Source organism: Bradyrhizobium sp. Crot121 (assembly GCF_059512385.1).
Genome location: NZ_JCAMOR010000017.1, coordinates 45,322 through 64,812 on the forward strand (window position 1 = coordinate 45,322; position 19,491 = coordinate 64,812).

Annotated in this window: 22 protein-coding genes; 13 read left to right on the forward strand and 9 right to left on the reverse strand. The window is 63.2% G+C overall.

The features are described from left to right. Window positions 1–79: 79 nt before the first annotated feature. Entirely contained in the window at window positions 80–865 is a 786-nt protein-coding gene (gene murI / locus AC5ZGW_RS17120; protein WP_130226229.1) for a glutamate racemase, read from the forward strand. 18 nt (window positions 866–883) lie between these two features. Here the strand turns inward: murI and bla are convergent, their stop codons facing one another. Further along, the gene (gene bla, locus AC5ZGW_RS17125) at window positions 884–1,741 is read right to left on the reverse strand and encodes a class A beta-lactamase (protein WP_130226228.1); all 858 of its coding nucleotides are present in this window, start codon (window positions 1,739–1,741) and stop codon (window positions 884–886) included. Between the two features lie 164 nt (window positions 1,742–1,905). On the opposite strand from bla, the gene AC5ZGW_RS17130 reads away from it, so the two are divergent. From AC5ZGW_RS17130 to AC5ZGW_RS17155, 6 genes are all read left to right on the forward strand, one after another. Further along, window positions 1,906–2,682 (forward strand): HpcH/HpaI aldolase family protein, encoded by a 777-nt coding sequence (locus tag AC5ZGW_RS17130; RefSeq protein ID WP_165435242.1) that lies wholly within the window; start codon window positions 1,906–1,908, stop codon window positions 2,680–2,682. Window positions 2,683–2,860: 178 nt separating this feature from the next. After that, window positions 2,861–3,634, forward strand: coding sequence for an acyltransferase (locus AC5ZGW_RS17135; RefSeq protein ID WP_130226226.1), 774 nt, complete (start codon window positions 2,861–2,863; stop codon window positions 3,632–3,634). Between the two features lie 211 nt (window positions 3,635–3,845). Further along, window positions 3,846–4,463, forward strand: coding sequence for a 30S ribosomal protein S4 (gene rpsD, locus AC5ZGW_RS17140; protein WP_130226225.1), 618 nt, complete (start codon window positions 3,846–3,848; stop codon window positions 4,461–4,463). Between the two features lie 85 nt (window positions 4,464–4,548). Next, window positions 4,549–4,776 (forward strand): hypothetical protein, encoded by a 228-nt coding sequence (locus tag AC5ZGW_RS17145; RefSeq protein WP_130226224.1) that lies wholly within the window; start codon window positions 4,549–4,551, stop codon window positions 4,774–4,776. A gap of 84 nt (window positions 4,777–4,860) precedes the next feature. Next, a complete protein-coding gene (locus tag AC5ZGW_RS17150) occupies window positions 4,861–5,049 on the forward strand; it encodes a type II toxin-antitoxin system RelE/ParE family toxin (protein WP_349645080.1) in 189 nt (62 codons plus the stop codon). 56 nt (window positions 5,050–5,105) lie between these two features. Then, complete coding sequence (locus AC5ZGW_RS17155; protein WP_130226223.1) at window positions 5,106–6,173, forward strand: threonine aldolase family protein; 1,068 nt, start codon at window positions 5,106–5,108, stop codon at window positions 6,171–6,173. 256 nt (window positions 6,174–6,429) lie between these two features. Here the strand turns inward: AC5ZGW_RS17155 and AC5ZGW_RS17160 are convergent, their stop codons facing one another. Genes AC5ZGW_RS17160 through grxD form a run of 3 tightly spaced genes read right to left on the reverse strand, consistent with a single transcriptional unit; the run spans window position 6,430 to window position 8,639 of the window. Further along, the gene (locus AC5ZGW_RS17160) at window positions 6,430–7,713 is read right to left on the reverse strand and encodes a serine hydrolase domain-containing protein (RefSeq protein ID WP_130226222.1); all 1,284 of its coding nucleotides are present in this window, start codon (window positions 7,711–7,713) and stop codon (window positions 6,430–6,432) included. Window positions 7,714–7,755: 42 nt separating this feature from the next. Further along, complete coding sequence (locus AC5ZGW_RS17165; RefSeq protein WP_433994534.1) at window positions 7,756–8,301, reverse strand: O-acetyl-ADP-ribose deacetylase; 546 nt, start codon at window positions 8,299–8,301, stop codon at window positions 7,756–7,758. A 5-nt stretch (window positions 8,302–8,306) separates the two neighbouring features. Continuing rightward, on the reverse strand, window positions 8,307–8,639 hold the full coding sequence (gene grxD / locus AC5ZGW_RS17170; protein ID WP_028166390.1) for a Grx4 family monothiol glutaredoxin: 333 nt from the start codon (window positions 8,637–8,639) through the stop codon (window positions 8,307–8,309). A 302-nt stretch (window positions 8,640–8,941) separates the two neighbouring features. Between grxD and egtB the strand changes: the two genes are divergently transcribed. Both egtB and egtD read left to right on the forward strand, forming a co-directional pair. Beyond that, complete coding sequence (gene egtB / locus AC5ZGW_RS17175; protein ID WP_130226220.1) at window positions 8,942–10,195, forward strand: ergothioneine biosynthesis protein EgtB; 1,254 nt, start codon at window positions 8,942–8,944, stop codon at window positions 10,193–10,195. 109 nt (window positions 10,196–10,304) lie between these two features. Continuing rightward, a complete protein-coding gene (gene egtD / locus AC5ZGW_RS17180) occupies window positions 10,305–11,276 on the forward strand; it encodes an L-histidine N(alpha)-methyltransferase (protein WP_130226219.1) in 972 nt (323 codons plus the stop codon). On the opposite strand, the gene AC5ZGW_RS17185 is transcribed toward egtD, so the two are convergent. After that, on the reverse strand, window positions 11,252–12,454 hold the full coding sequence (locus AC5ZGW_RS17185; RefSeq protein ID WP_130226218.1) for a low temperature requirement protein A: 1,203 nt from the start codon (window positions 12,452–12,454) through the stop codon (window positions 11,252–11,254). The genes egtD and AC5ZGW_RS17185 overlap by 25 nt on opposite strands. 83 nt (window positions 12,455–12,537) lie before the next feature. Continuing rightward, window positions 12,538–12,783, reverse strand: a complete 246-nt coding sequence (locus AC5ZGW_RS17190) for a BolA/IbaG family iron-sulfur metabolism protein (protein WP_028166386.1) — start codon at window positions 12,781–12,783, stop codon at window positions 12,538–12,540. Between the two features lie 173 nt (window positions 12,784–12,956). On the opposite strand from AC5ZGW_RS17190, the gene AC5ZGW_RS17195 reads away from it, so the two are divergent. Then, window positions 12,957–13,316 (forward strand): DUF427 domain-containing protein, encoded by a 360-nt coding sequence (locus AC5ZGW_RS17195; protein ID WP_028166385.1) that lies wholly within the window; start codon window positions 12,957–12,959, stop codon window positions 13,314–13,316. Window positions 13,317–13,441: 125 nt separating this feature from the next. Here the strand turns inward: AC5ZGW_RS17195 and AC5ZGW_RS17200 are convergent, their stop codons facing one another. After that, on the reverse strand, window positions 13,442–13,615 hold the full coding sequence (locus AC5ZGW_RS17200) for a DUF1328 domain-containing protein (protein WP_028166384.1): 174 nt from the start codon (window positions 13,613–13,615) through the stop codon (window positions 13,442–13,444). A gap of 109 nt (window positions 13,616–13,724) precedes the next feature. Then, window positions 13,725–14,090 (reverse strand): hypothetical protein, encoded by a 366-nt coding sequence (locus AC5ZGW_RS17205; protein WP_130226217.1) that lies wholly within the window; start codon window positions 14,088–14,090, stop codon window positions 13,725–13,727. 173 nt (window positions 14,091–14,263) lie between these two features. Between AC5ZGW_RS17205 and AC5ZGW_RS17210 the strand changes: the two genes are divergently transcribed. Then, entirely contained in the window at window positions 14,264–15,448 is a 1,185-nt protein-coding gene (locus tag AC5ZGW_RS17210; RefSeq protein WP_130226216.1) for an acyltransferase family protein, read from the forward strand. 123 nt (window positions 15,449–15,571) lie between these two features. On the opposite strand, the gene purL is transcribed toward AC5ZGW_RS17210, so the two are convergent. After that, window positions 15,572–17,779 (reverse strand): phosphoribosylformylglycinamidine synthase subunit PurL, encoded by a 2,208-nt coding sequence (gene purL, locus AC5ZGW_RS17215; RefSeq protein ID WP_130226215.1) that lies wholly within the window; start codon window positions 17,777–17,779, stop codon window positions 15,572–15,574. 160 nt (window positions 17,780–17,939) lie between these two features. Between purL and AC5ZGW_RS17220 the strand changes: the two genes are divergently transcribed. After that, entirely contained in the window at window positions 17,940–18,419 is a 480-nt protein-coding gene (locus AC5ZGW_RS17220) for a PaaI family thioesterase (RefSeq protein WP_130226214.1), read from the forward strand. A 70-nt stretch (window positions 18,420–18,489) separates the two neighbouring features. Beyond that, window positions 18,490–19,485 (forward strand): DMT family transporter, encoded by a 996-nt coding sequence (locus AC5ZGW_RS17225; protein WP_245474742.1) that lies wholly within the window; start codon window positions 18,490–18,492, stop codon window positions 19,483–19,485. Window positions 19,486–19,491: the final 6 nt, after the last annotated feature.

The window sequence follows — 19,491 nt, forward strand, 5'->3', positions numbered from 1 at the left end:
CACCGCGACCGATCCGCAAGGGCCGGCAGTGCCCTCAAATCAACTGAATCGTAACGCTGAAATGGGACAAGGTTGAACCGTGGCGGCACCCCCAACCATCCTGGTATTCGATTCCGGCCTTGGCGGGCTGACGGTGTTGCGCGAGATCGTGCGCGCCCGGCCCGACGCACGTTACGTCTATGTCGCCGACGACGCCTTCTTCCCCTACGGCCACCATGGCGAGGAAGACATCATCGCGCGCGTGGTGCCGCTGGTCGGCGAATTGATCCGGCGGCACACACCCGATCTGGTCGTGATCGCCTGCAATACCGCTTCGACGCTCGTCATGTCACACCTGCGGGACGCCTACGACCTGCCGTTCGTCGGAACCGTTCCAGCGATCAAGCCGGCCTGCGCCAGCTCGAAGACCAAGCGCGTGTCCGTGCTGGGCACCAAGGGCACCGTCAAGCGCGAATATACGAAAAAGCTGATCCACGATTTCGGGCAGGGCTGCGAGGTGACGCTGGTCGGCTCGGGCGAGCTCGCTTCGCTGGCGGAAGCGGCACTGAGCGGTGAGGAAGTCAGCGACACCGATATCGCCGCTGAACTGGCGCCCTGCTTTGTCGACGGCGCTACCCGCACCGACACCGTGGTGCTCGCCTGCACGCATTATCCCTTGCTGCTGGATCGTCTGGTGAAGCTCGCACCATGGCCGGTCGCCTGGATCGACCCGGCGCCCGCCATCGCGCGACGGGTTGCCGATTTGCTCGGACCGCCCGGCGACAGCGGAGACGAGGCCGGCGCCGAAATGCTGTTCACGTCCAACCGCCCGCACACGCTGAGCCGGGCGTTGATGCCGTTTTTCGGCGGCCGGGTCCCGGCCTGAGGCCGCATACCCGTTTGGCTAGCCAAAGCGCCGGCCGCTCATTTGGCCGATCGCCACGAAAACGGCTTCGAGCTGCTGAGCGGTCGGCGAGCCGCCCTGCGTATACGCCGAGATTAGCACCGGTCCACCTTTCCTAGGCCAAACCACCGCGATGTCGCCGGCAGCATCCTTGCCGTTGTTGCCCGTCTTGTCGCCGATCTTCCAGTCCTTCGGCAAACCACCGCGAAGGCGGTTGTTTCCGGTCTTGCAGTTCAGCATCCAGCCCGTGAGGCGTTCGCGCGACGCCGGAGATAGCACCTCGCCAAGCACGAAATGGCGCAGATTGCCGGCCATGGCTGCAGGCGTGGTCGTGTCATGCGGATCGCCGGGCGGAGAGCGATTGAGCTCGAGTTCATAGTGATCGAGGCGCGAGACGGTATCGCCCGTATCGCGCCAAAAAGCAGTGAGCGCGGCGGGACCGCCAATCCGCGCCAGCAGCAGATTGGCGCAGGTGTTGTCGCTGAGCTCGACCACAGCCTTGCACATATCGGCGACCGACATCGCTCCGCTCGCCAGGTTCTGCCTTGCCGCCGGTGCATGGTGGAGAAGATCGGCGGCACGGTATCGCACCACGTTCTCAAGCTGGTCTTCGCCGCGATCGATGCGGGCCAGCACGCACGCGGCAAGCGAGGCCTTGAACGTGCTGCACATGACGAAGCGCTCGCCGCTTCGCCAAGTGACCTTGGCACCTGTGGCGACATCCTCGGCATAGAGGCCGATTCGCCCACCGGTCTCGCGCTCATAGGCTTCAAACAGGGACAGCTGCTCCTGCGCTCGCACGGGCGAGATCGCCAGACACGACAGAGTGGCCAGCAGCGAGCGTCTGGTGAAAATCATTGGGCGTCCTTCGAATTTAAGCTTCTTCGGGTGGGCATCCGTCGCGTCCGCCAACGAGACATAGCGCCAAGATGAGGGGTCGAGCACTCGATGCGTGCAGATTTTGTCTTTATGATATCGGCGATCGACCAGCGCGCCCTCAACACAGACTGTGGAGACCCGCTTTGTCCTCACCTACGCCAACTCCCCTCAACCGGCTGCGACAGCAATGGCGAGAGCGGCGCCCGACCTTCGGCGCGATCGCCACCATCCCGAGCATCCAGACCGTGCAGATCATGGCGCAGTCGCTCGACTGGATCATCGTCGACCTCGAGCACGGTCCGATCGACCTTGGCACCGCGCATGCGATGATCGTGGCAACCTCCGGCACAGCGTGCGTGCCGATGGCGCGCATTGCCGCGAACGAGCCATGGCTGGCCAAAGCGCCGATGGACATCGGCGCGCTCTGCATCAATTTCCCGATGATCTGCAGCCGCGCCGAGGCCGAGAAGGCGGCGCGCAGCGTGCGTTATCCGCCGAAGGGCGACCGGCTCTGGGGACCGTTCCACGCGCCGTTCCGCTGGGGCGTCTCGATGGCGGACTACATGGCCACTGTCGATGACGACATGATCTGCATGATCACGATCGAGCATGTCGAGGCGGTCGAACGGATCGACGAGATCATGGCCACTCCCGGGATCGACATCGCCGTGATCGGTCCCGGTGACCTCGCCACCTCCATCAACAAGCGTGGCCTCGTGGATGATCCCGAAGTGGTGGCGCTGATGCAGCGCGCCGAGGAAGGCATCCTGAAGAGCGGCGTGCCGATCGGCGGGGTGGCGCGGTCCGCCGAGCAGGCCAACGCGATGATCGAGCGCGGCTATGTCGCCCTCGCGCTCGGCTTCGACTGGTCCCTGCTCCAGCGCGGCATTGCCGCCAGCTTTGCGGGAATCAGGCGCTAGGGTTGCTCCTCCCGCCACGAGCCGGCTGCCAGGCTCGCCGTGATCGCTGGCGGTGCGGCGGGACGCCACACCCAACCCGGCGCCGAAACCGGCCGTTGGTTCATGCTCGGTTCAGGGCTGGCGAGCGCATAGTCCGGCTCGCCAGCCTTTTATTGAATCTGGAATCTCCGGCGGAGTGATGCGCGGAACGGCCCGAAAAATCTCTATCCCGCGCTGTTTCATTGCCGACCTGATGCGGGCATCGCTCGACATCCCCTTCGTGTCGCTCACGCGCCTCCTCAACATCCGGGACCTGGTGGAAGCTCGCGCGGAGGCGGCCTGTCCGCCCGGCTGGGCGGCGATCTTCGTGAAGGCCTTTGCCCTGGTTGCGAAGGACGAGCCGGCCTTGCGGACGCTCTACGTCAAATGGCCGTGGCCCGGCTTCTACGAGCTGCCACGCAGCGCCGCCACTGTCGCGATCGCCCGTGTCGTGGACGGCGAGGACTGCGTGCTGCCGCAAAAGATCGGCACCCCCGAAATCAAGCCGCTCGCCGAGATCGACGCCCTGATCCACCACGCCAAGGAGGCGCCGGTCGAGGACGTGGCGGCGTTCAGGAAGGCGCTGAGGGCGACCGGGCTGCCGTTGCCGCTGCGCCGCCTGCTCTGGTGGATCGGGCTGAATTCCGGACGCCAGCGCGCCAATTACTTCGGCAGTTTTTCCGTGACGTCGGTGGCGGCCATCGGACCCGGGGAACTGCACGCCGTCACACCGGGGCCGTTCATCCTCAGCTATGGGGTGGAGGAGGACGGGACGATCAGCGTGGTGCTGCGCTGGGACCATCGGATTACTGACGCCGCCCTGGTCGCCCGGACGCTGTGCCGGCTGGAACAGGTACTGAACACCGAAATAGCAGCGGAACTGCGGGTGAATCGGCAGCAAACCGAGCGAGCGGTCCCGGCAATCGCGACGTGACAGCACTAAAAAGCCACCTCTTTCGTTGACAGGACGGCCATCTTTCCCCTAAAAGCCCCCTGCTCGCGGGCCGGTTTCGGCCCGCGAAGCGTTTCGCGACCCGTGGTTCGTCCTCGAGCTTTCGAGGCGGACCTGTCGGCACCGGCCACATGGCAGGCTGCACAGGAGGGCGCGTCTCCTCAAACCCAACTTTGACCTGAAGAGGACCGCGATGACAAAGCGCAGTGAGGCGAAATACAAGATCGATCGCCGCATGGGCCAAAATATCTGGGGCCGCCCGAAGAGCCCTGTGAACCGCCGCGAATACGGCCCGGGCCAGCATGGCCAGCGCCGCAAGGGCAAGCTCTCCGACTTCGGCGTGCAGCTCCGCGCCAAGCAGAAGCTTAAAGGTTATTACGCCAATATTTCCGAGCGCCAGTTCCATGGCATCTACGTCGAAGCCGGCCGCCTGAAGGGCGACACCGGTGAGAACCTGATCGGCCTGCTCGAGCGCCGTCTCGACACCGTCGTGTACCGCGCCAAGTTCGTGCCCACGATGTTCGCCGCCCGCCAATTCATCAACCACGGCCACGTCAAGGTGAACGGCCGCCGCGTCAACATCGGCAGCTACCGGCTCAAGCTCGGCGACGTGATCGAGGTCAAGGAAGCCTCCAAGCAGCTCGTGACCGTGCTGGAAGCCTCGCAGCTTCCCGAGCGCGACGTGCCCGACTTCATCGAGGTCGATCACGGCAAGATGACCGCGAAGTTCATCCGCATTCCCGGCCTGTCCGACGTGCCGTTCCCGGTGCAGATGGAGCCACATCTGATCGTCGAATTCTATTCGCGCTGATCGGACACAGATTTACAGATATCAAAGGCCCCGGTTCGCCGGGGCCTTTTTGTTTGGGCGCCAAATTGGTGTTATAGTTCCAGCTATGACCCGGTTACTCGAAGAAGCGTTTAGTACCGTTGCCAACTTGCCTGATGCAGAGCAGGACGAACTCGCGCGCGTCATGCTGCAGCTCGCGGGCGTCGATCAGCCTCCTCTTCAGTTGACACCCGAGGAAGAAGCCGATCTCGCGGAAGCTGATGCCGAGATCGCACGCGGCGATCTCGCCTCCGCCGAAGAAGTACGGGCCATGTGGGCGAAGCACGGGCTGTGAATATCCGCTACACGCGTCGTGCGCTTGCGCAGATCGATCAAGTCCTCACATACGTTGAAGCACGATCACTTCAAGGCGCGGTTCATGTTCGACCGGATCGCGGCGCTCGTGGCATTGTTGCGAGAGCATCCCTACGCAGGCCGTGCAACAAGCCGTCCTAACGTCCGTCGCCTTCCGGTGAACCCACATCCTTATCTGATTGATTATCGGGTGACCGCGACCGAAATTATCATTATGCGGTTTCGGCACGCCGCCCGGCGACCGATCGGCTGAATGATTCGCACTGCATTTTGCTGGCACGACGACGTCAAGGAGCAATGAGGAAAGCCATGTCCTACACCCCTGCCCCGCGCGATCCCAAGGCTCCGCCCGTTCGCATCAATCTTTTATCCGACACCCAAACACGTCCCACGCCGGCGATGCGCGAGGCGATGGCGCGGGCTGAGGTCGGCGATGAGCAGATCGGCGACGATCCGAGCGTGAATCTGCTCTGCGAGCGCGTTGCCGACCTGCTCGGCAAGGAGGCTGCGGTGTTCATGCCCTCGGGCACGATGTGCAACGTCGCCGCAACGCTCGCTTACTGCCGGCCCGGCGATGAAATCCTGGCGCATGCTACCGCCCATATCATCGCCCGTGAAGGCGGCGCGCATGCCGCGCTCGGCGGCTTCCAGATCACGCCGCTCTCCGGCGACGACGGACAGTTCGCGCCGGAGACGTTCCGCGCGGCGCTGCATCCGCGTTCGCGCTACCAGCCGCCGCAGGTGCTGGTCAGCGTCGAGCAGACCGCCAATATCGGCGGCGGCACGATCTGGAAGAAGGCCGATCTCGACAAGATCGTCGGTATCGCGAAGGCCCACGGGATGGCCACCCACATGGACGGCGCACGGCTGCTCAATGCTACGATCGCCACCGGCATTTCCGCGCGCGACATGGCCGCGGGCTGGGATTCCGCCTGGATCGATTTCTCGAAAGGGCTTGGCGCGCCGATCGGCGGCGTCATCGCAGGCAGCCGCGATTTCATCGACGAAGTCTGGCGATGGAAGCAGCGCCTTGGCGGCTCCATGCGCCAGGCCGGCATCTGCGCCGCCGCCTGCATCTACGCGCTCGACCATCACGTCGAACGCCTCGCCGACGATCACGCCAATGCCAGGGCGCTGGCGCGCGGGCTGTCGCAGATCGCGGGCATTGAGGTGCAACAGCCGGAAACCAATCTCGTCTTCTTCAAGCCCGATGGTGCGGGCGTCTCCGGCGACAACATGGTCGCCGAACTAGGCAGACGCGGCGTCCTGCTCGCGATGATGGACGGTCGCATCAGGGCCTGCACACATCTCGACGTGACGGCCGGCATGATCGAAGAAACGGTCAGCTTGGTGCGGGAAATCGTGCGCGGAGCGTAGACAGATGATCCCGCGTCATTGCGAGGAGCGCAAGCGACGAAGCAATCCATGCCTCCGCGTGCAGAAAAATGGATTGCTTCGCTTCGCTCGCAATGACGGCGTTCTTCTTCACCGCCCCATTGCCCGATAGATCAGCGCCTTCAACTGCAACTGAATCCGCCCCCACTGCGAGGGCGTCTGCACCATAAAAACAGCGAACATGTCGCCTTCGGGGACCGCGAGCGCCGCCACGAGAACGAGGCGGCGCGAAAAAGCTTCAGTTCTCCATCGCTTCATAGACGAGCTGCTTCAGCGTCCGCTGGATACGTTGCCGCTCGGTCGGCGTCTGCTCCAGGAGCACGAACAACATATCCTGCTTGCGGTCGATCACGAAGTAGCAACCGCTGGCGCCGTCCCATTTCAGTTCGCCCAGCGAGCCCGGTGGTGGCGGCTTTGCGTTGCCAGGATCGGTCCGAACCGCGAGGCCGAGCCCGAAGCCAAAGCCATCGCCGGGAAAATAGAAGTAATCCCGCCCCACTCCCGAGCCGGGACCGACCTGATCGGTCGTCAGCAGCTTGAAGGCCTCGGGGGTCAGATAGGTCCGGCCATCGTATGTGCCACCGTTGAGCAGCATCTGCGCAAAGCGCGAGAAATCCGCCATGGTCGAGACCATGCCGCCGCTGGCAAACTCCATTTTCTTGACAACGGTCGGATCGTTGATGCGGCCGACCCGGAAATCGCTGTCGTTCGGCATCGGGAGCGCCAGCAGCTTCTGCTTCTCCGGATCGGTGACGAGGAAGCGGGTGTCGTTCATGCCGAGCGGATCGAGCAGCTTCTCGCGCTCGATCGCGAGCAGCGGCTTGCCGGACACGATCTCCATGATGCGCGCCAGCACATCGGTGGAGTGGCCGTATTGCCAGAGCGCGCCCGGCTGATTGTGCAGCGGCAGCTTGGCGATCCGCTCGGCGAATTCGGCAAGATCGAAATCGCCGGCATAGAGATTGGAGGATGCATAGGCCTTGCGCACCAGGCTATCGCCATAGAAGCCATAAGTGATGCCGGAGGTGTGGCGCATCAGGTCGAGCACGGTCATCGGCCGGTCCGGCGGCACCAGTTCGAGCGTCTTGCTGCCGTCCTCGTTCTTCTTCTCGACGCCGACTTTCACATTGGCGAAGGACGGGATGTATTTCGCAACCGGATCATCCAGCTTGAACTTGCCCTCTTGAAGGAGCTGCACCGAGACGACGGCGGTGATCGCCTTCGTCATCGAAAACAGGCGGAAGATCGTCTTGTCGGTGATCGGCGCCTTGCTCGCCACGTCCTGCACGCCGAAGGATTGGTGATAGACCGGCTTGCCATGCTGCTGGATCAGGACGATCGCGCCCGGGATTTTTCCGGTCGCCACCTCGTTGTCGAAGAACGCCCCGATCTTCGCAAGCTTGTCCTGGTTGAAATGCGCGCCTGCAGGAATATCGAAGGTTCCTTCCGCAGCAGCGGCAGGCCATGCAACAAGCATCAGCGCGCCGGTCGCCAGCAGGCGCAGCGATTTAAACGAATTCATTTGGACCCCTCCCGAATTCGCAGGGAGTGTAGCGGCGGCGCATCAACCAGCACAAGGGCCGTCAAGACCGGCCAGAGCCTGCTCATGCAGCCGGGCGCTGGCTTCGGAGAAGCAGCAGAAGATCACCCGGTTGACCGCCGGCGCATAGCTAAGTCCCTCCGCGACCGCCCCAACCGAAATCCCGGCGGCGCGGTCGGCGGGGAAGCGATAGACACCAGTCGAAATGGCCGGAAACGCCAATGTGGCAAGCCCGTTCGCCTGACAGAGCTCGAGCGCGCGGCGATAGCAGGAGGCGAGCAATCCATCCTCGCCTTGGCCGCCGCCGTGCCAGACCGGGCCAACGGCGTGGATCACATGCCGGGCGGGAAGCCGATAACCATGTGTGATCTTGGCGTCGCCGGTCGCACAGCCGCGCAAGGAGCGGCACTCGGCGAGCAATTCGGGTCCGGCGGCGCGATGGATCGCGCCATCGACACCGCCTCCACCCAGGAGGGACGAATTGGCCGCGTTGACGATGGCGTCAACGCGTAACGTTGTGATGTCGGCAACGATGACTTCGAGGCACGCGTTGCCGAATTGGCGCGCCATCAGGCTCAGGCGGCGGCGCCGACCGGAACGCCCTTGTCAGCGAAAAGCTGCTGCAGCTCGCCGGCCTGGAACATCTCGCGGATGATGTCGCAGCCGCCGACGAACTCGCCTTTCACGTAGAGCTGGGGAATGGTCGGCCAGTTCGAATAGACCTTGATGCCGTCGCGCAGCTCGGCGGACTCCAGCACGTTCAAGCCCTTATAGCCCACGCCGATGTGGTCGAGGATCTGCACCACCTGGCCGGAGAAACCGCACTGCGGAAATTGCGGCGTGCCCTTCATGAACAGCACGACGTCGTTCGACTTCACTTCGTTGTCGATGAATTGTTCGATGCTCATTTTCGTTTCCCTTTGGGGCTCCGCCCCTTGCGGCATTGCTGGTGGGCCGGCTCGACCCGCTTACCCCGCGACTAGCTATATATGTAGCCCAAACCGTTGTGCATCCAAAGCAAAATGGCGGTGGGCTGGCATGCATGAGGCCCTTTTCGGGCGGCGGCCGGGCTCCGGATCCATAGTCTGATGACACTAATATCATGGCCCCGGGAGGCTTTTTTCCCGAACGGGAGCCCCTATCTAGGACGGACTGTCCGTAGGGAACCAGTTTGGCAGAGCAACGTTCTCTCCAGCATTCGGAGACACCCGTGACGAAACCAGCATCCGCTGCCGCCACCCTTGCCACCCCTTCCCCATCACGCGCTTCTGATTCCGGTCCCCTGTCCCGGGGTCTGGTGGAGGCGTTTCTCGCGGTGCGGGATGAAACCGAACGCCGGGCCGCTCCCCTGTCCGCGGAGGACCAACTGATCCAGTCCATGCCGGACGCGAGCCCGGCAAAGTGGCACCGCGCCCATACCACCTGGTTCTTCGAGCAGTTTCTGCTCGGCGAGCACCAGCACGGCTACAAGCCTTTCCATCCCGATTATGCCTATCTCTTCAATTCCTATTATGTCAGCGCCGGCCCTCGCCATGCCCGCGCCCAGCGCGGTCATCTGACCCGGCCAAGTGCCGATGAAGTCACCGCCTATCGCCGCTATGTCGACGATGCTGTGGTGAAATTCTTCAAGGCTGCGGGTGAGGAGAAGCTGGCCAAGCTGGTCCCGTTGGTCGAGGTCGGACTCAATCACGAACAGCAGCATCAGGAACTGATGTGGACCGACATCCTGCATGCCTTCGCGCAGAACCCGATCCCACCGGCATACGATCCGGCCTGGCGCTTCCCGGCCTCTAACCGCAGCGGCGAGGAATGGGTGACGCTGAACGAGGGCATCCACACCATCGGGCATGCGGGCGACAGCTTTCATTTCGACAATGAAAAGCCGGCGCATCGCGCCCTGGTCGGCCCGGTCAAATTGGCGCGGAATCTCGTGACCAACGCGGAGTGGCTCGCCTTCATCAAGGACGGCGGCTATTCGACAGCGACGCTGTGGCTGATGGACGGTTTTGCGACCGTCGAAAAGGAAGGCTGGGACGCGCCCGGCCACTGGCGCAACGTCGACGGCCAATGGCAGATCATGACCTTGGGCGGACTGCAGCCGATCGATCCGGCAGCTCCGGTCTCCCACGTCAGTTATTACGAGGCCGACGCTTTCGCCCGCTGGGCCGGCAAGCACCTGCCGACCGAGATGGAATGGGAGGTCGCCGCGCGCGCCGGGCAGCTCAACGACGCCTTCGGCATCGTCTGGCAGTGGACCCGCTCCTCCTATTCACCCTATCCCGGCTATCGGGCGATCGAGGGCGCGCTCGGCGAGTACAACGGCAAGTTCATGGTCAATCAATTGGTGCTGCGCGGCTCCTCGCTTGCAACTCCGAACGGTCACAGCCGTATCACCTACCGCAACTTCTTCTATCCGCACCACCGCTGGCAATTCACGGGACTACGTCTCGCCCATTACGCCTGATCGGTCCTCAAGCATGATCCGGAAAAGCACATACCGGTTTTCCGAAAAAATCATGCGCAAGAACAACCAAAAATCATAGCGCGCGGGAAGGCGCGTTCAGGAGAGTATCATGAATGTGCATGCCCGCGCTTTAGCCAAGGCCTATGCCTTTGACGAACAGACCGCAGCCTTTGCCGAAGATGTCATCGGACATCTCGCACAACATCCCAAGCACCTGTCGCCGAAATATTTCTATGACGCGACAGGCTCGGAGCTGTTCGAGCAGATCACGGTGCTGCCGGAATACTACCCGACCCGCACCGAGCTCGGCATCTTGCGCGATCGCGGGGCCGAGATCGCCGCGATCATCCCTGCGGGCGCCGCGCTGGTCGAGTTCGGCGCGGGTGCGACCACCAAGGTGCGCCTGTTGCTCGAGCACTGCGAATTCGGCGCCTACGTGCCCGTCGACATATCAGGCGATTTCCTGAATGCGCAGGCGGACGGCCTCCGCAAGGACTTTCCCGGCCTGCGCGTTTATCCGGTCGCGGCCGACTTCACCGCCCCGTTCACGCTGCCGGCCGAGATCGCCGAGATGCCGAAAGTCGGCTTCTTCCCGGGATCGACGATCGGCAATTTCGAGCCGCACGAAGCCACCGATCTCCTGCGCACCGCGCGTGAAATCTTAGGTGCGGGCGCGCAGATGATCATCGGCGTCGACCTCGAGAAAGACGAGCGCGTGCTGTACAACGCCTATAATGATTCAGCCGGCGTCACGGCGCGCTTCAATCTGAATGTGCTGGTGCGGATCAACCGCGAGCTCGGCGGCAATTTCGATCTCTCCGCCTTCTCCCATCGCTCGATCTACAACCGCGACCGCCACCGGATCGAGATGCACCTGATCAGCCGCAAGGCGCAGAGCGTACGGGTCCTCGGCAACACCTTTTCGTTCCGTCCCGGCGAGAGCATTCACACCGAGAACAGCTACAAATATTCGCTGGAGCGGTTCACGGAGCTGGCCCGAAGCTCGGGCTGGACGGTGCGGCAGTCCTGGACCGACGCGGCAAAGATGTTCTCGGTTCACGCGCTGGTCGCTTCGGAATGAGATTCCGAAGCCGAGCGCAGCGACACCGATTCCCACACAGCGACCACGATCATGATCGCGGTCGTGAGGAGCGAGAGCCATAGCGGCGACAGCTCGCTTCCGAACCAGCCCACCGCGAGCAGAGCGAGGATGCCGACGATGTGGGAGAGCTGCAGAAAACCCCGGATCGAGAGCTTGAACAGGATCGTCCCGACCAGGAACAGAAGCGGGCCGCCGATCGTGCTCAAGATCGTCTTGAGATCGGAATGACCGCTGGGATGCTTCAGCACCAACTCGTCCGACACCGCCGTCAGGATGATGCCGGCGACGATCGGCATGTGCAGATAAGTGTAGGCGAGGCGCGCCAATTTTCCTGATTCGGCCGATGTCGAGATCAGTTCGGAGCCGGCCTCGGCGCCCTTGTGGAAATAGATCCACCACATCGCGATGCTGGCGACCAGGGAGGACACGAAGGCCAGCACGATCTCGGTGGTCCAGCTCAGTTCGGCAAAGGTCGCTCCGTTGACGACAACAGCCTCGCCGAGCGCGATGATGATGAAAAGGGCGCAGCGCTCGGCCATATGGCCGCCTTCGACCGCCCAAGCCTCGAGCGATGACGGCCCCAACCCCGGGATCCAGAACCGCGCTGCCGGCGAGACATATTCGATCACGACCGCGATGATCCACAGCCATAGCCGGGACTCACCCTCGGCAAGGCCGCCGAGGATCCAGAACACGGCGGACGTGGAGAGCCAAGCCAGGATGCGGATGGCATTGTGGCGCACCGCCGTCCAGTGGTGCGGCGTGGAGACGAACCAGAAGGCGGTACGCCCGACCTGCATCACCACATAGGCGATGGCGAACCACAGGCCGCGGCCTTCAAAGGCCGTCGGAATCGTGGTCGACAGCACGAGGCCGCCGAGCATCATCAGGAACAAGAGGATGCGGACCGGCGTCAGTTCCGGATTGAGCCAGTTGGTTACCCAGGCCGTGAAGACCCAGACCCACCAGACCGAGAGGAACAGCAGCGTGACCTGGACCGCGCCGATCGGCGTGAAATGATGCAGCAGCGTGTGCGAGATCTGCGTGACCGCGAACACGAACAGCAGATCGAAGAACAGTTCGACATAGGTGACGCGGCTGTGCTGATGTGGCACGACGACGCGAAACATCGCGCCGCGTCGGTTCTCCGCAGCCATCGGTGCCCCCTACAGCATGCTCAAACAAAGAGATGGGGTCATGATCCGATTCCGTCCCATCGGATCATGATCTAACGAGATGATCAGGCCTCGGGCCCGCCAGGCACCCCGGTCTGCAGCGCCAATGCGTGCAGTATGCCGCCCATCTGTCCCTTGAGCGACTGGTAGACGATCTGGTGCTGCTGGACACGGGACTTGCCGCGGAAGGATTCCGAGATCACCGTTGCCGCGTAATGGTCGCCGTCTCCGGCCAGGTCGCGGATCGTCACCACGGCATCGGGAATGGCTGCCTTGATCATGGATTCGATATCGCGGGCGTCCATCGGCATCCCAGTACACCTCCATTTCGACGTTCAAATCGCGGCCGGCATGGCCGGCCACACGGAGCAAAACCTAGCGATTGCGCTCTTCTAGGTCATCCTATCAGCCACTATATACCGCTTCCAATCGTTTTAGCTGCATCATTCGGTCACAACGAACTGACCAAAAAAGGCGCAGAATCATGAAACTCCCAGGTCCCGACCATCCGATCACGATTGCCCCCAATCCCAAGCGCATCCGCGTCCGGGCGGGGGACGTCGTCATCGCCGACTCCACCCATGTGCTGACTCTGAAGGAAGCAAGCTATCCTGCCGTGCAATACATCCCGCGGGAAGACGCCAACATGGCCCTGCTCTCCCGGACCGAGCGGACCACACATTGCCCCTACAAGGGCGATGCGAACTATTTCAGCATCAATGCCAACGGCAAGACGCTGGAGAATTCGATCTGGACCTATGAGACGCCCTTCCCGGCGATGAAGGAAATCGCCGGTCACCTGGCGTTCTATCCGGACAAGGTCACGATCGAGGAAGTGGCGTAAGCGCGGAAGACAAGGTCTCGTCATGGCCGGGCCTGACCCGGCCATCCACCACGCTGCCGCTTCCCCGGCAAGAGGACGTGGATGCCCAGGCGAGCCCCGGGGCATGACGACGACGCTGCTCAATACTACGCCCTGAATATCGTGAGCCCGAGTATCAGGAGCACCAGGAAGATCACGACAAAAATATAGAACAATACCCGCGCGATATCGGCGGAGGCTGCCGATATGCCAGTGAAGCCGAGCAAGCCGGCTATAATCGACACCACAAGAAAAATCAGCGCCCATTTCAGTAACGTCATCGCCCTCTTCTCCAGCTATTTCGCGGGGACAACCTCGGGCGATAGCGCGAGTTCCAAAGCAGTGAGGCGGCGAATTGATCGCCGCCCCAGTTGACCCTGCAAGCTTCCTCTACCGTTCGATGGGCCCGGAAGAACCGGACGGAATGGCATCGTCTTCCGGGATGCCGTTCGGCGGCAGACCGGTCCCGGTTGCACCTGGCGATGTGCTGCGCGTGCCTGGCTGGTGCAGGGATGGATTCGTGGTGGACGTTCCGCCGGTGCCCATTCCGGTGGTGGAGCTCGACTGCCCGCCGGGCGCCGCCGAGATGCCGGCCGATCCCGGGTTGGTAGGTGTGGCCGCCGGTGGAGGCGTGCTGCCACCGGCCTGCTGCGCTGCCCCGGTGCCGCCGCCGCCTGGAGCTTGCGCGAAGGCGGCCGATGACACCGTCATCAATGACATCGCGATGACGGCCGATAGATGCAATTTGTGTCGCATGATAACTCTCCGCGTTGCATGCGGCCGCACCAACGTGCCGTGAATCGCCTCGTTCCGTTGTTTCGGCGACCGCGCAATCACATCGACGTTTCCGGATTGCAGCGATTGGGCCTTGCCCAATCCGGTTCCGGATTGCAACATCACAACCGATCACCTCTGAGAGGGGGGCGCATATGAGCTCGATCTCCCACACCATGGCGACCGCGGAAGCTCACGCTGCACCGAAAGCAAAAGCGCGCAACGCCGCGCTCGATCGTACCCGCACGTTCCTGACGCTGGTCGTGCTGCTGCATCACTCGGTGATTCCCTATACGTATTTCGGACACACCGATCCCAAGTACTCGCTCGTTTTCGACATGATCGTGCTCGCCACCGACAGCTTCTTCATGGCGATGTTCTTCTTCCTGTCGGGACTGTTCGTCTGGCCGGGCCTGTCTCGGAAGGGGCCGGTGCAATACTTGCTCGATCGCCTGGTTCGACTTGGCCTGCCCTTCGTGATCTGCGCGTTCACGCTCATTCCGCTGGCCTACTACTCCTTTGCGCTGCGTCAAACTCCGGATCTGAGCTTCTCCGAGTTCTGGTGGAAAACAATCACCGTCGGGCCGTGGCCGAGCGGCCCGATCTGGTTTCTCTGGATCTTGCTCGCCTTCGACCTCGTTGCGAGCGCGGCGTATCTGCTGTCACCCAAAATCATCGATCCGATCAATCGCCTGTCGCTGCAGGGGCGCGAACGGCCCACCCTGTTCTTCGTGGTCATGCTCGCGGTCACCGCCGTGCTCTACATTCCGGGGCGCGTTCACTTTGGGGCAGGGAGCTGGTTCGAGTTCGGACCGTTCTCGGTCCAGCACGGCCGCGTGCTGCTCTATGCGACCTACTTCTTTTTCGGTGCAGGCATAGGCGCCATGTATTTGGATCGCGGTCTGCTGGCTGCAGACGGCCGGCTTGCGAAGAGTAGCTGGGGCTGGGCGGTCGTGGCGCTGGTTCCGTATTGCCTGATGTGGGTACTGATCTACATCAAGCGCGAAATCCTGGGCAATCCGGTGCGGCTGCCGGACTGGTATGAGGTGACCTACGGTCTCTTCTTCGCTTCCTTCAGCGTCGCCATCATGTTCGTGATCCTGGCCTATTTCCTGCGATTCAAACAATCCGGCTGGAGCATCCTCGATCCGATGCAGCCGGATGCCTACGGCATGTTCCTGGTGCACTATCCGATCGTGCTCTGGCTGCAATATTGGATGTTTGATTTCAATTGGCCGGCGATCGTGAAGGCGGCCATCGCGTTTGTGCTGACGGTGCTGCTGAGCTGGGCGGCGACGGCGGGCTTGCGGAAGATTCCAGGCGCGAAGCACGTGTTGTGACGCCGCCGCCCTCTCCGCCGTCATTGCGAGGAGCGACAGCAACGAAGCAATCCATAGCTCCACAAGTGGCGACATGGATTGCTTCGCTCCGCTCGCAATGACAGCGGATAGAACGCGGCGCCCCTACGCCGCCTTGCCGCTCATATAGGCCGGCAACCAGCGCTCGAACGCTTCGTTCAGCGTCGTGATCGCCACCGGCGTTTCGCCTACGATTGAGATCGCGTCGCCGCCGGTGGTGCCGATGCGCGCGCACGGCATGCCGCAACCCCGCATCTTCGCAAGCACACGGCCGGCGTCAGCCTCCGGTACGGTAACGATATAGCGCGCCTGATCTTCGCCGAACCAGTAGGCGTGCGGCACCAGCGCCGTCGGTGCTGCCAACAACCGCGCGCCGATGCCGCTTGCGATCGCCATCTCGGCGAGCGCGATCAACAGCCCGCCGTCGGAGATGTCATGCACCGCGGTCGCGGTACCACCGTGGATCATCCCGCGCACGACATCGCCGTTACGCTTCTCGGCGGCGAGATCGATCGGCGGCGGTGCGCCCTCCTCGCGGCCGCAGATGTCGCGCAGATAGACGGACTGGCCGAGCCAGCCATGGGTCTCGCCGATCAAGAGGATCGCCTCGCCTTCCGCCTTGAACGCGAGCGTCGCGGACTTGGCGAAATCGTCGAGCACGCCGACACCACCGATCGAGGGCGTCGGCAGAATGGCGCGGCCGTTGGTCTCGTTGTAGAGCGAGACGTTGCCGGAAACGACCGGGAAGTCCAGCGCGCGGCAAGCTTCGGAAATGCCCTGCAGGCAGCCGACGAACTGGCCCATGATCTCGGGCCGCTCAGGATTGCCGAAATTGAGATTGTCGGTGATCGCGAGCGGCTTGCCGCCCACCGCGGTGATGTTGCGCCAGGCTTCCGCCACTGCCTGCTTGCCGCCTTGATAAGGATCGGCCTCGCAATAGCGCGGCGTCACGTCGACCGTCATCGCGAGCCCCTTCGGCCCATCCTGCACGCGGACAACAGCCGCATCGCCGCCGGGGCGCTGCACGGTGTTGCCCAGGATGACGTGATCGTATTGCTCCCACACCCAGCGCTTCGAGCACAGCTCGGGCGTGCCGATCAGCTTCTCCAGCGCCTGCGGAATGCCAAGCGGCGCCTCGACGTCGCGCGCATGGATCACGGGCTGCGCGGCGGAAGCCGTGTGCGGGCGGTCGTAGACCGGCGCCTCGTCGCCGAGCTCCTTGATCGGCAGATCGGCCATGACGTCGCCGCCATGCTTGACAACGAACCGCTTGGTCGGCGTGGTGTAGCCGACAACCGCGAAATCGAGGCCCCATTTGCGGAAGATCGCCTCGGCTTCCTGCTCCTTCTCGGGCTTGAGGACCATGAGCATGCGCTCCTGGCTTTCCGAGAGCATCATCTCGTAGGCGCTCATGCCGGTCTCGCGTGTCGGCACCGCGTCGAGATCGAGATCGACGCCGAGATCGCCCTTGGCGCCCATCTCGACCGCCGAGCAGGTGAGCCCCGCCGCGCCCATGTCCTGGATCGCGATCACGCAGCCCTTTTCCATGATCTCGAGGCAGGCCTCGAGCAACAGCTTCTCCGCGAAGGGATCGCCGACCTGCACGGTCGGCCGCTTCTCCTCGGAATTGTCGTCGAACTCGGCCGAGGCCATCGAGGCGCCATGGATGCCGTCGCGCCCGGTCTTCGAGCCGAGATAGACGATCGGCATGTTCACGCCGGAGGCCGCCGCATAGAAGATCTTGTCGGCGTCGGCGAGACCGACCGCCATCGCATTGACCAGGATGTTGCCGTCATAGCGGGTGTGGAAGCGGACCTGCCCGCCGACCGTCGGCACGCCGAAGGAATTGCCGTAGCCGCCGACCCCGGCGACCACGCCCGAGACGAGATGGCGCGTCTTCGGATGCTCCGGCGCGCCAAAGCTTAGCGCATTGAGGCAGGCGATGGGGCGCGCACCCATCGTGAACACATCGCGTAAAATGCCACCGACGCCAGTGGTCGCGCCCTGATAGGGTTCGATATAGCTCGGGTGGTTGTGGCTCTCCATCTTGAAGACCACGGCCTGGCCGTCGCCGATGTCGATCACGCCGGCATTCTCGCCCGGCCCCTGGATCACCCATGGCGCCTTGGTAGGCAGTCCGCGCAGATGGATGCGCGAGGACTTGTACGAGCAATGCTCGTTCCACATCGCCGAGAAGATTCCGAGCTCGGTGAAGCTCGGCACCCGCCCGATCAATTTCAGGATGCGCTCATACTCGTCCGGCTTGAGCCCGTGGGCGGCGACAAGTTCGGGGGTGATCTGGGGCTCGTTCATGGGTCCCTTATTAGGTAGATCGGCGGTGCGGGCAAAGGCCTTTTATGGCGCTTTTCCGCCCTGTCCAGAGCTTTGCGGCGGCGGGCCGCGGGCTGACGATTTGCAGAAACGGACAGGATCGGATTTAAGGACCGGAACTCAATTTTGAAAGCCTGCCAGCGTGAACGAGCTCTCCAAGACTGCATTCCTCCGCCGCCCCGACCTGCATGTCGCGACCGACGGCGAATTCAAGGGCTGGCGCACCTGGATCCGGGACAGTTTCGAGAGCCATATCGGCCCGTTCTGGCACCGGATGGATGAGAACGGCCGCGTGCAGTGCGCGTTCCGGGTGGAGAAAAAGCATCTCAACGGCATGCGCAACGTCCATGGCGGCTGCTTCATGGCCTTTGCGGATTACTGCCTGTTCGCGATCGCCTCGGCCGAATTGGAAGGCCCGGGCGTGACGGTGGCATTCTCCTGCGAATTCCTCGACGCGGCACGCGAGGGCGAATTGGTCGAATGCGTGGGCGAAGTGACCCGCGCGGGCGGTTCGCTGATCTTCCTGCGCGGCATGCTGAAAACGGGTGAGCGCTCGCTGTTCACCTTCTCCGGGACGATCAAGCGGGTGAAGCTGAAGGCGCCGCTTGAGGCCAGCGCATAGCTCCCGCCTTTCCTTTTTGCGCTCTCAGGCTAAGACTGGCTCCAGCGCGCCAATGCGCCGGGAGCAAGAGGTGCCGAAGAGCACATTAAGGACGGGTAGCGTGACGGCTGCCGTGGAGACGTCTGCACGATCAGCGCTGAAGCGGCCGCACCATCGCTGGCAGGATTATGCGCTGCTGCTCGCGCTCGCCTGCTGCTGGAGTTCGACTTATCCCTTGACCAAGATCGGTCTCGGCTCGATCCCGCCGATCACCTTCATCTCCGCCCGCTCCCTGATCGCGGCGCTGTTCCTCCTGGTGATCCTGCGCATCCGCGGCCGTCGCATTCCGACCGACGCCAAGGCGTGGAAGCTGTTTGCCTTCCAGCAGACCATCAACTCGACGGTCCCGTTCCTGGTGATCACCTGGGCGCAGCAATATGTGGCGGCGGCCCCCACCGTGGTGCTCGCCTCGACCACGCCGATTTTTGCCTTCCTGATCACCTGGGCCATCACGCGGCATGAGCCGGCGACACTGTTGAAGCTCGCTGGGGCGATCCTTGGCCTCGCCGGCACCGCCGTCATCATCGGCCTCGATGCGCTCGGTGGCCTCGGCAGCGAGATCTTTGCCGAGATGGCAATCCTGCTCGCCACCATCTCGTTTGCCTGCGCCACGATCTTCGGCCTGCGCCTGTCCGATTACGACCCAATGGTGGTTGCCGCCGGCTCGCTGTTGTTCGGCGGCCTCGTGCTGCTGCCAGCCGCCATCGTCGTTGAACATCCCTGGACGCTGCATCCGACGCCGCAGGCGCTCGCCGCCGTCACGACCATGGGCATCTTCTCCAGCGCGATCGGCCTGATGCTGTTCTACATGTGCCTCTCCCGCCTCGGCACGCTGATTACCAACGCGCAAGGCTACCTGCGCATCCCGATCGGCGTTGGCCTGTCGGTAGTGCTGCTCGGCGAAGCCGTACCCTCGAACCTCACCCTCGGGCTTGTGCTCGTCATGGCGGGCGTAGCCGCGATGACCGTTCCGGGCGACCGTTACAGGCTCGCCCTAAACTGGCTGCGGATGCGGCTGAGGGGCTGAGGGCCT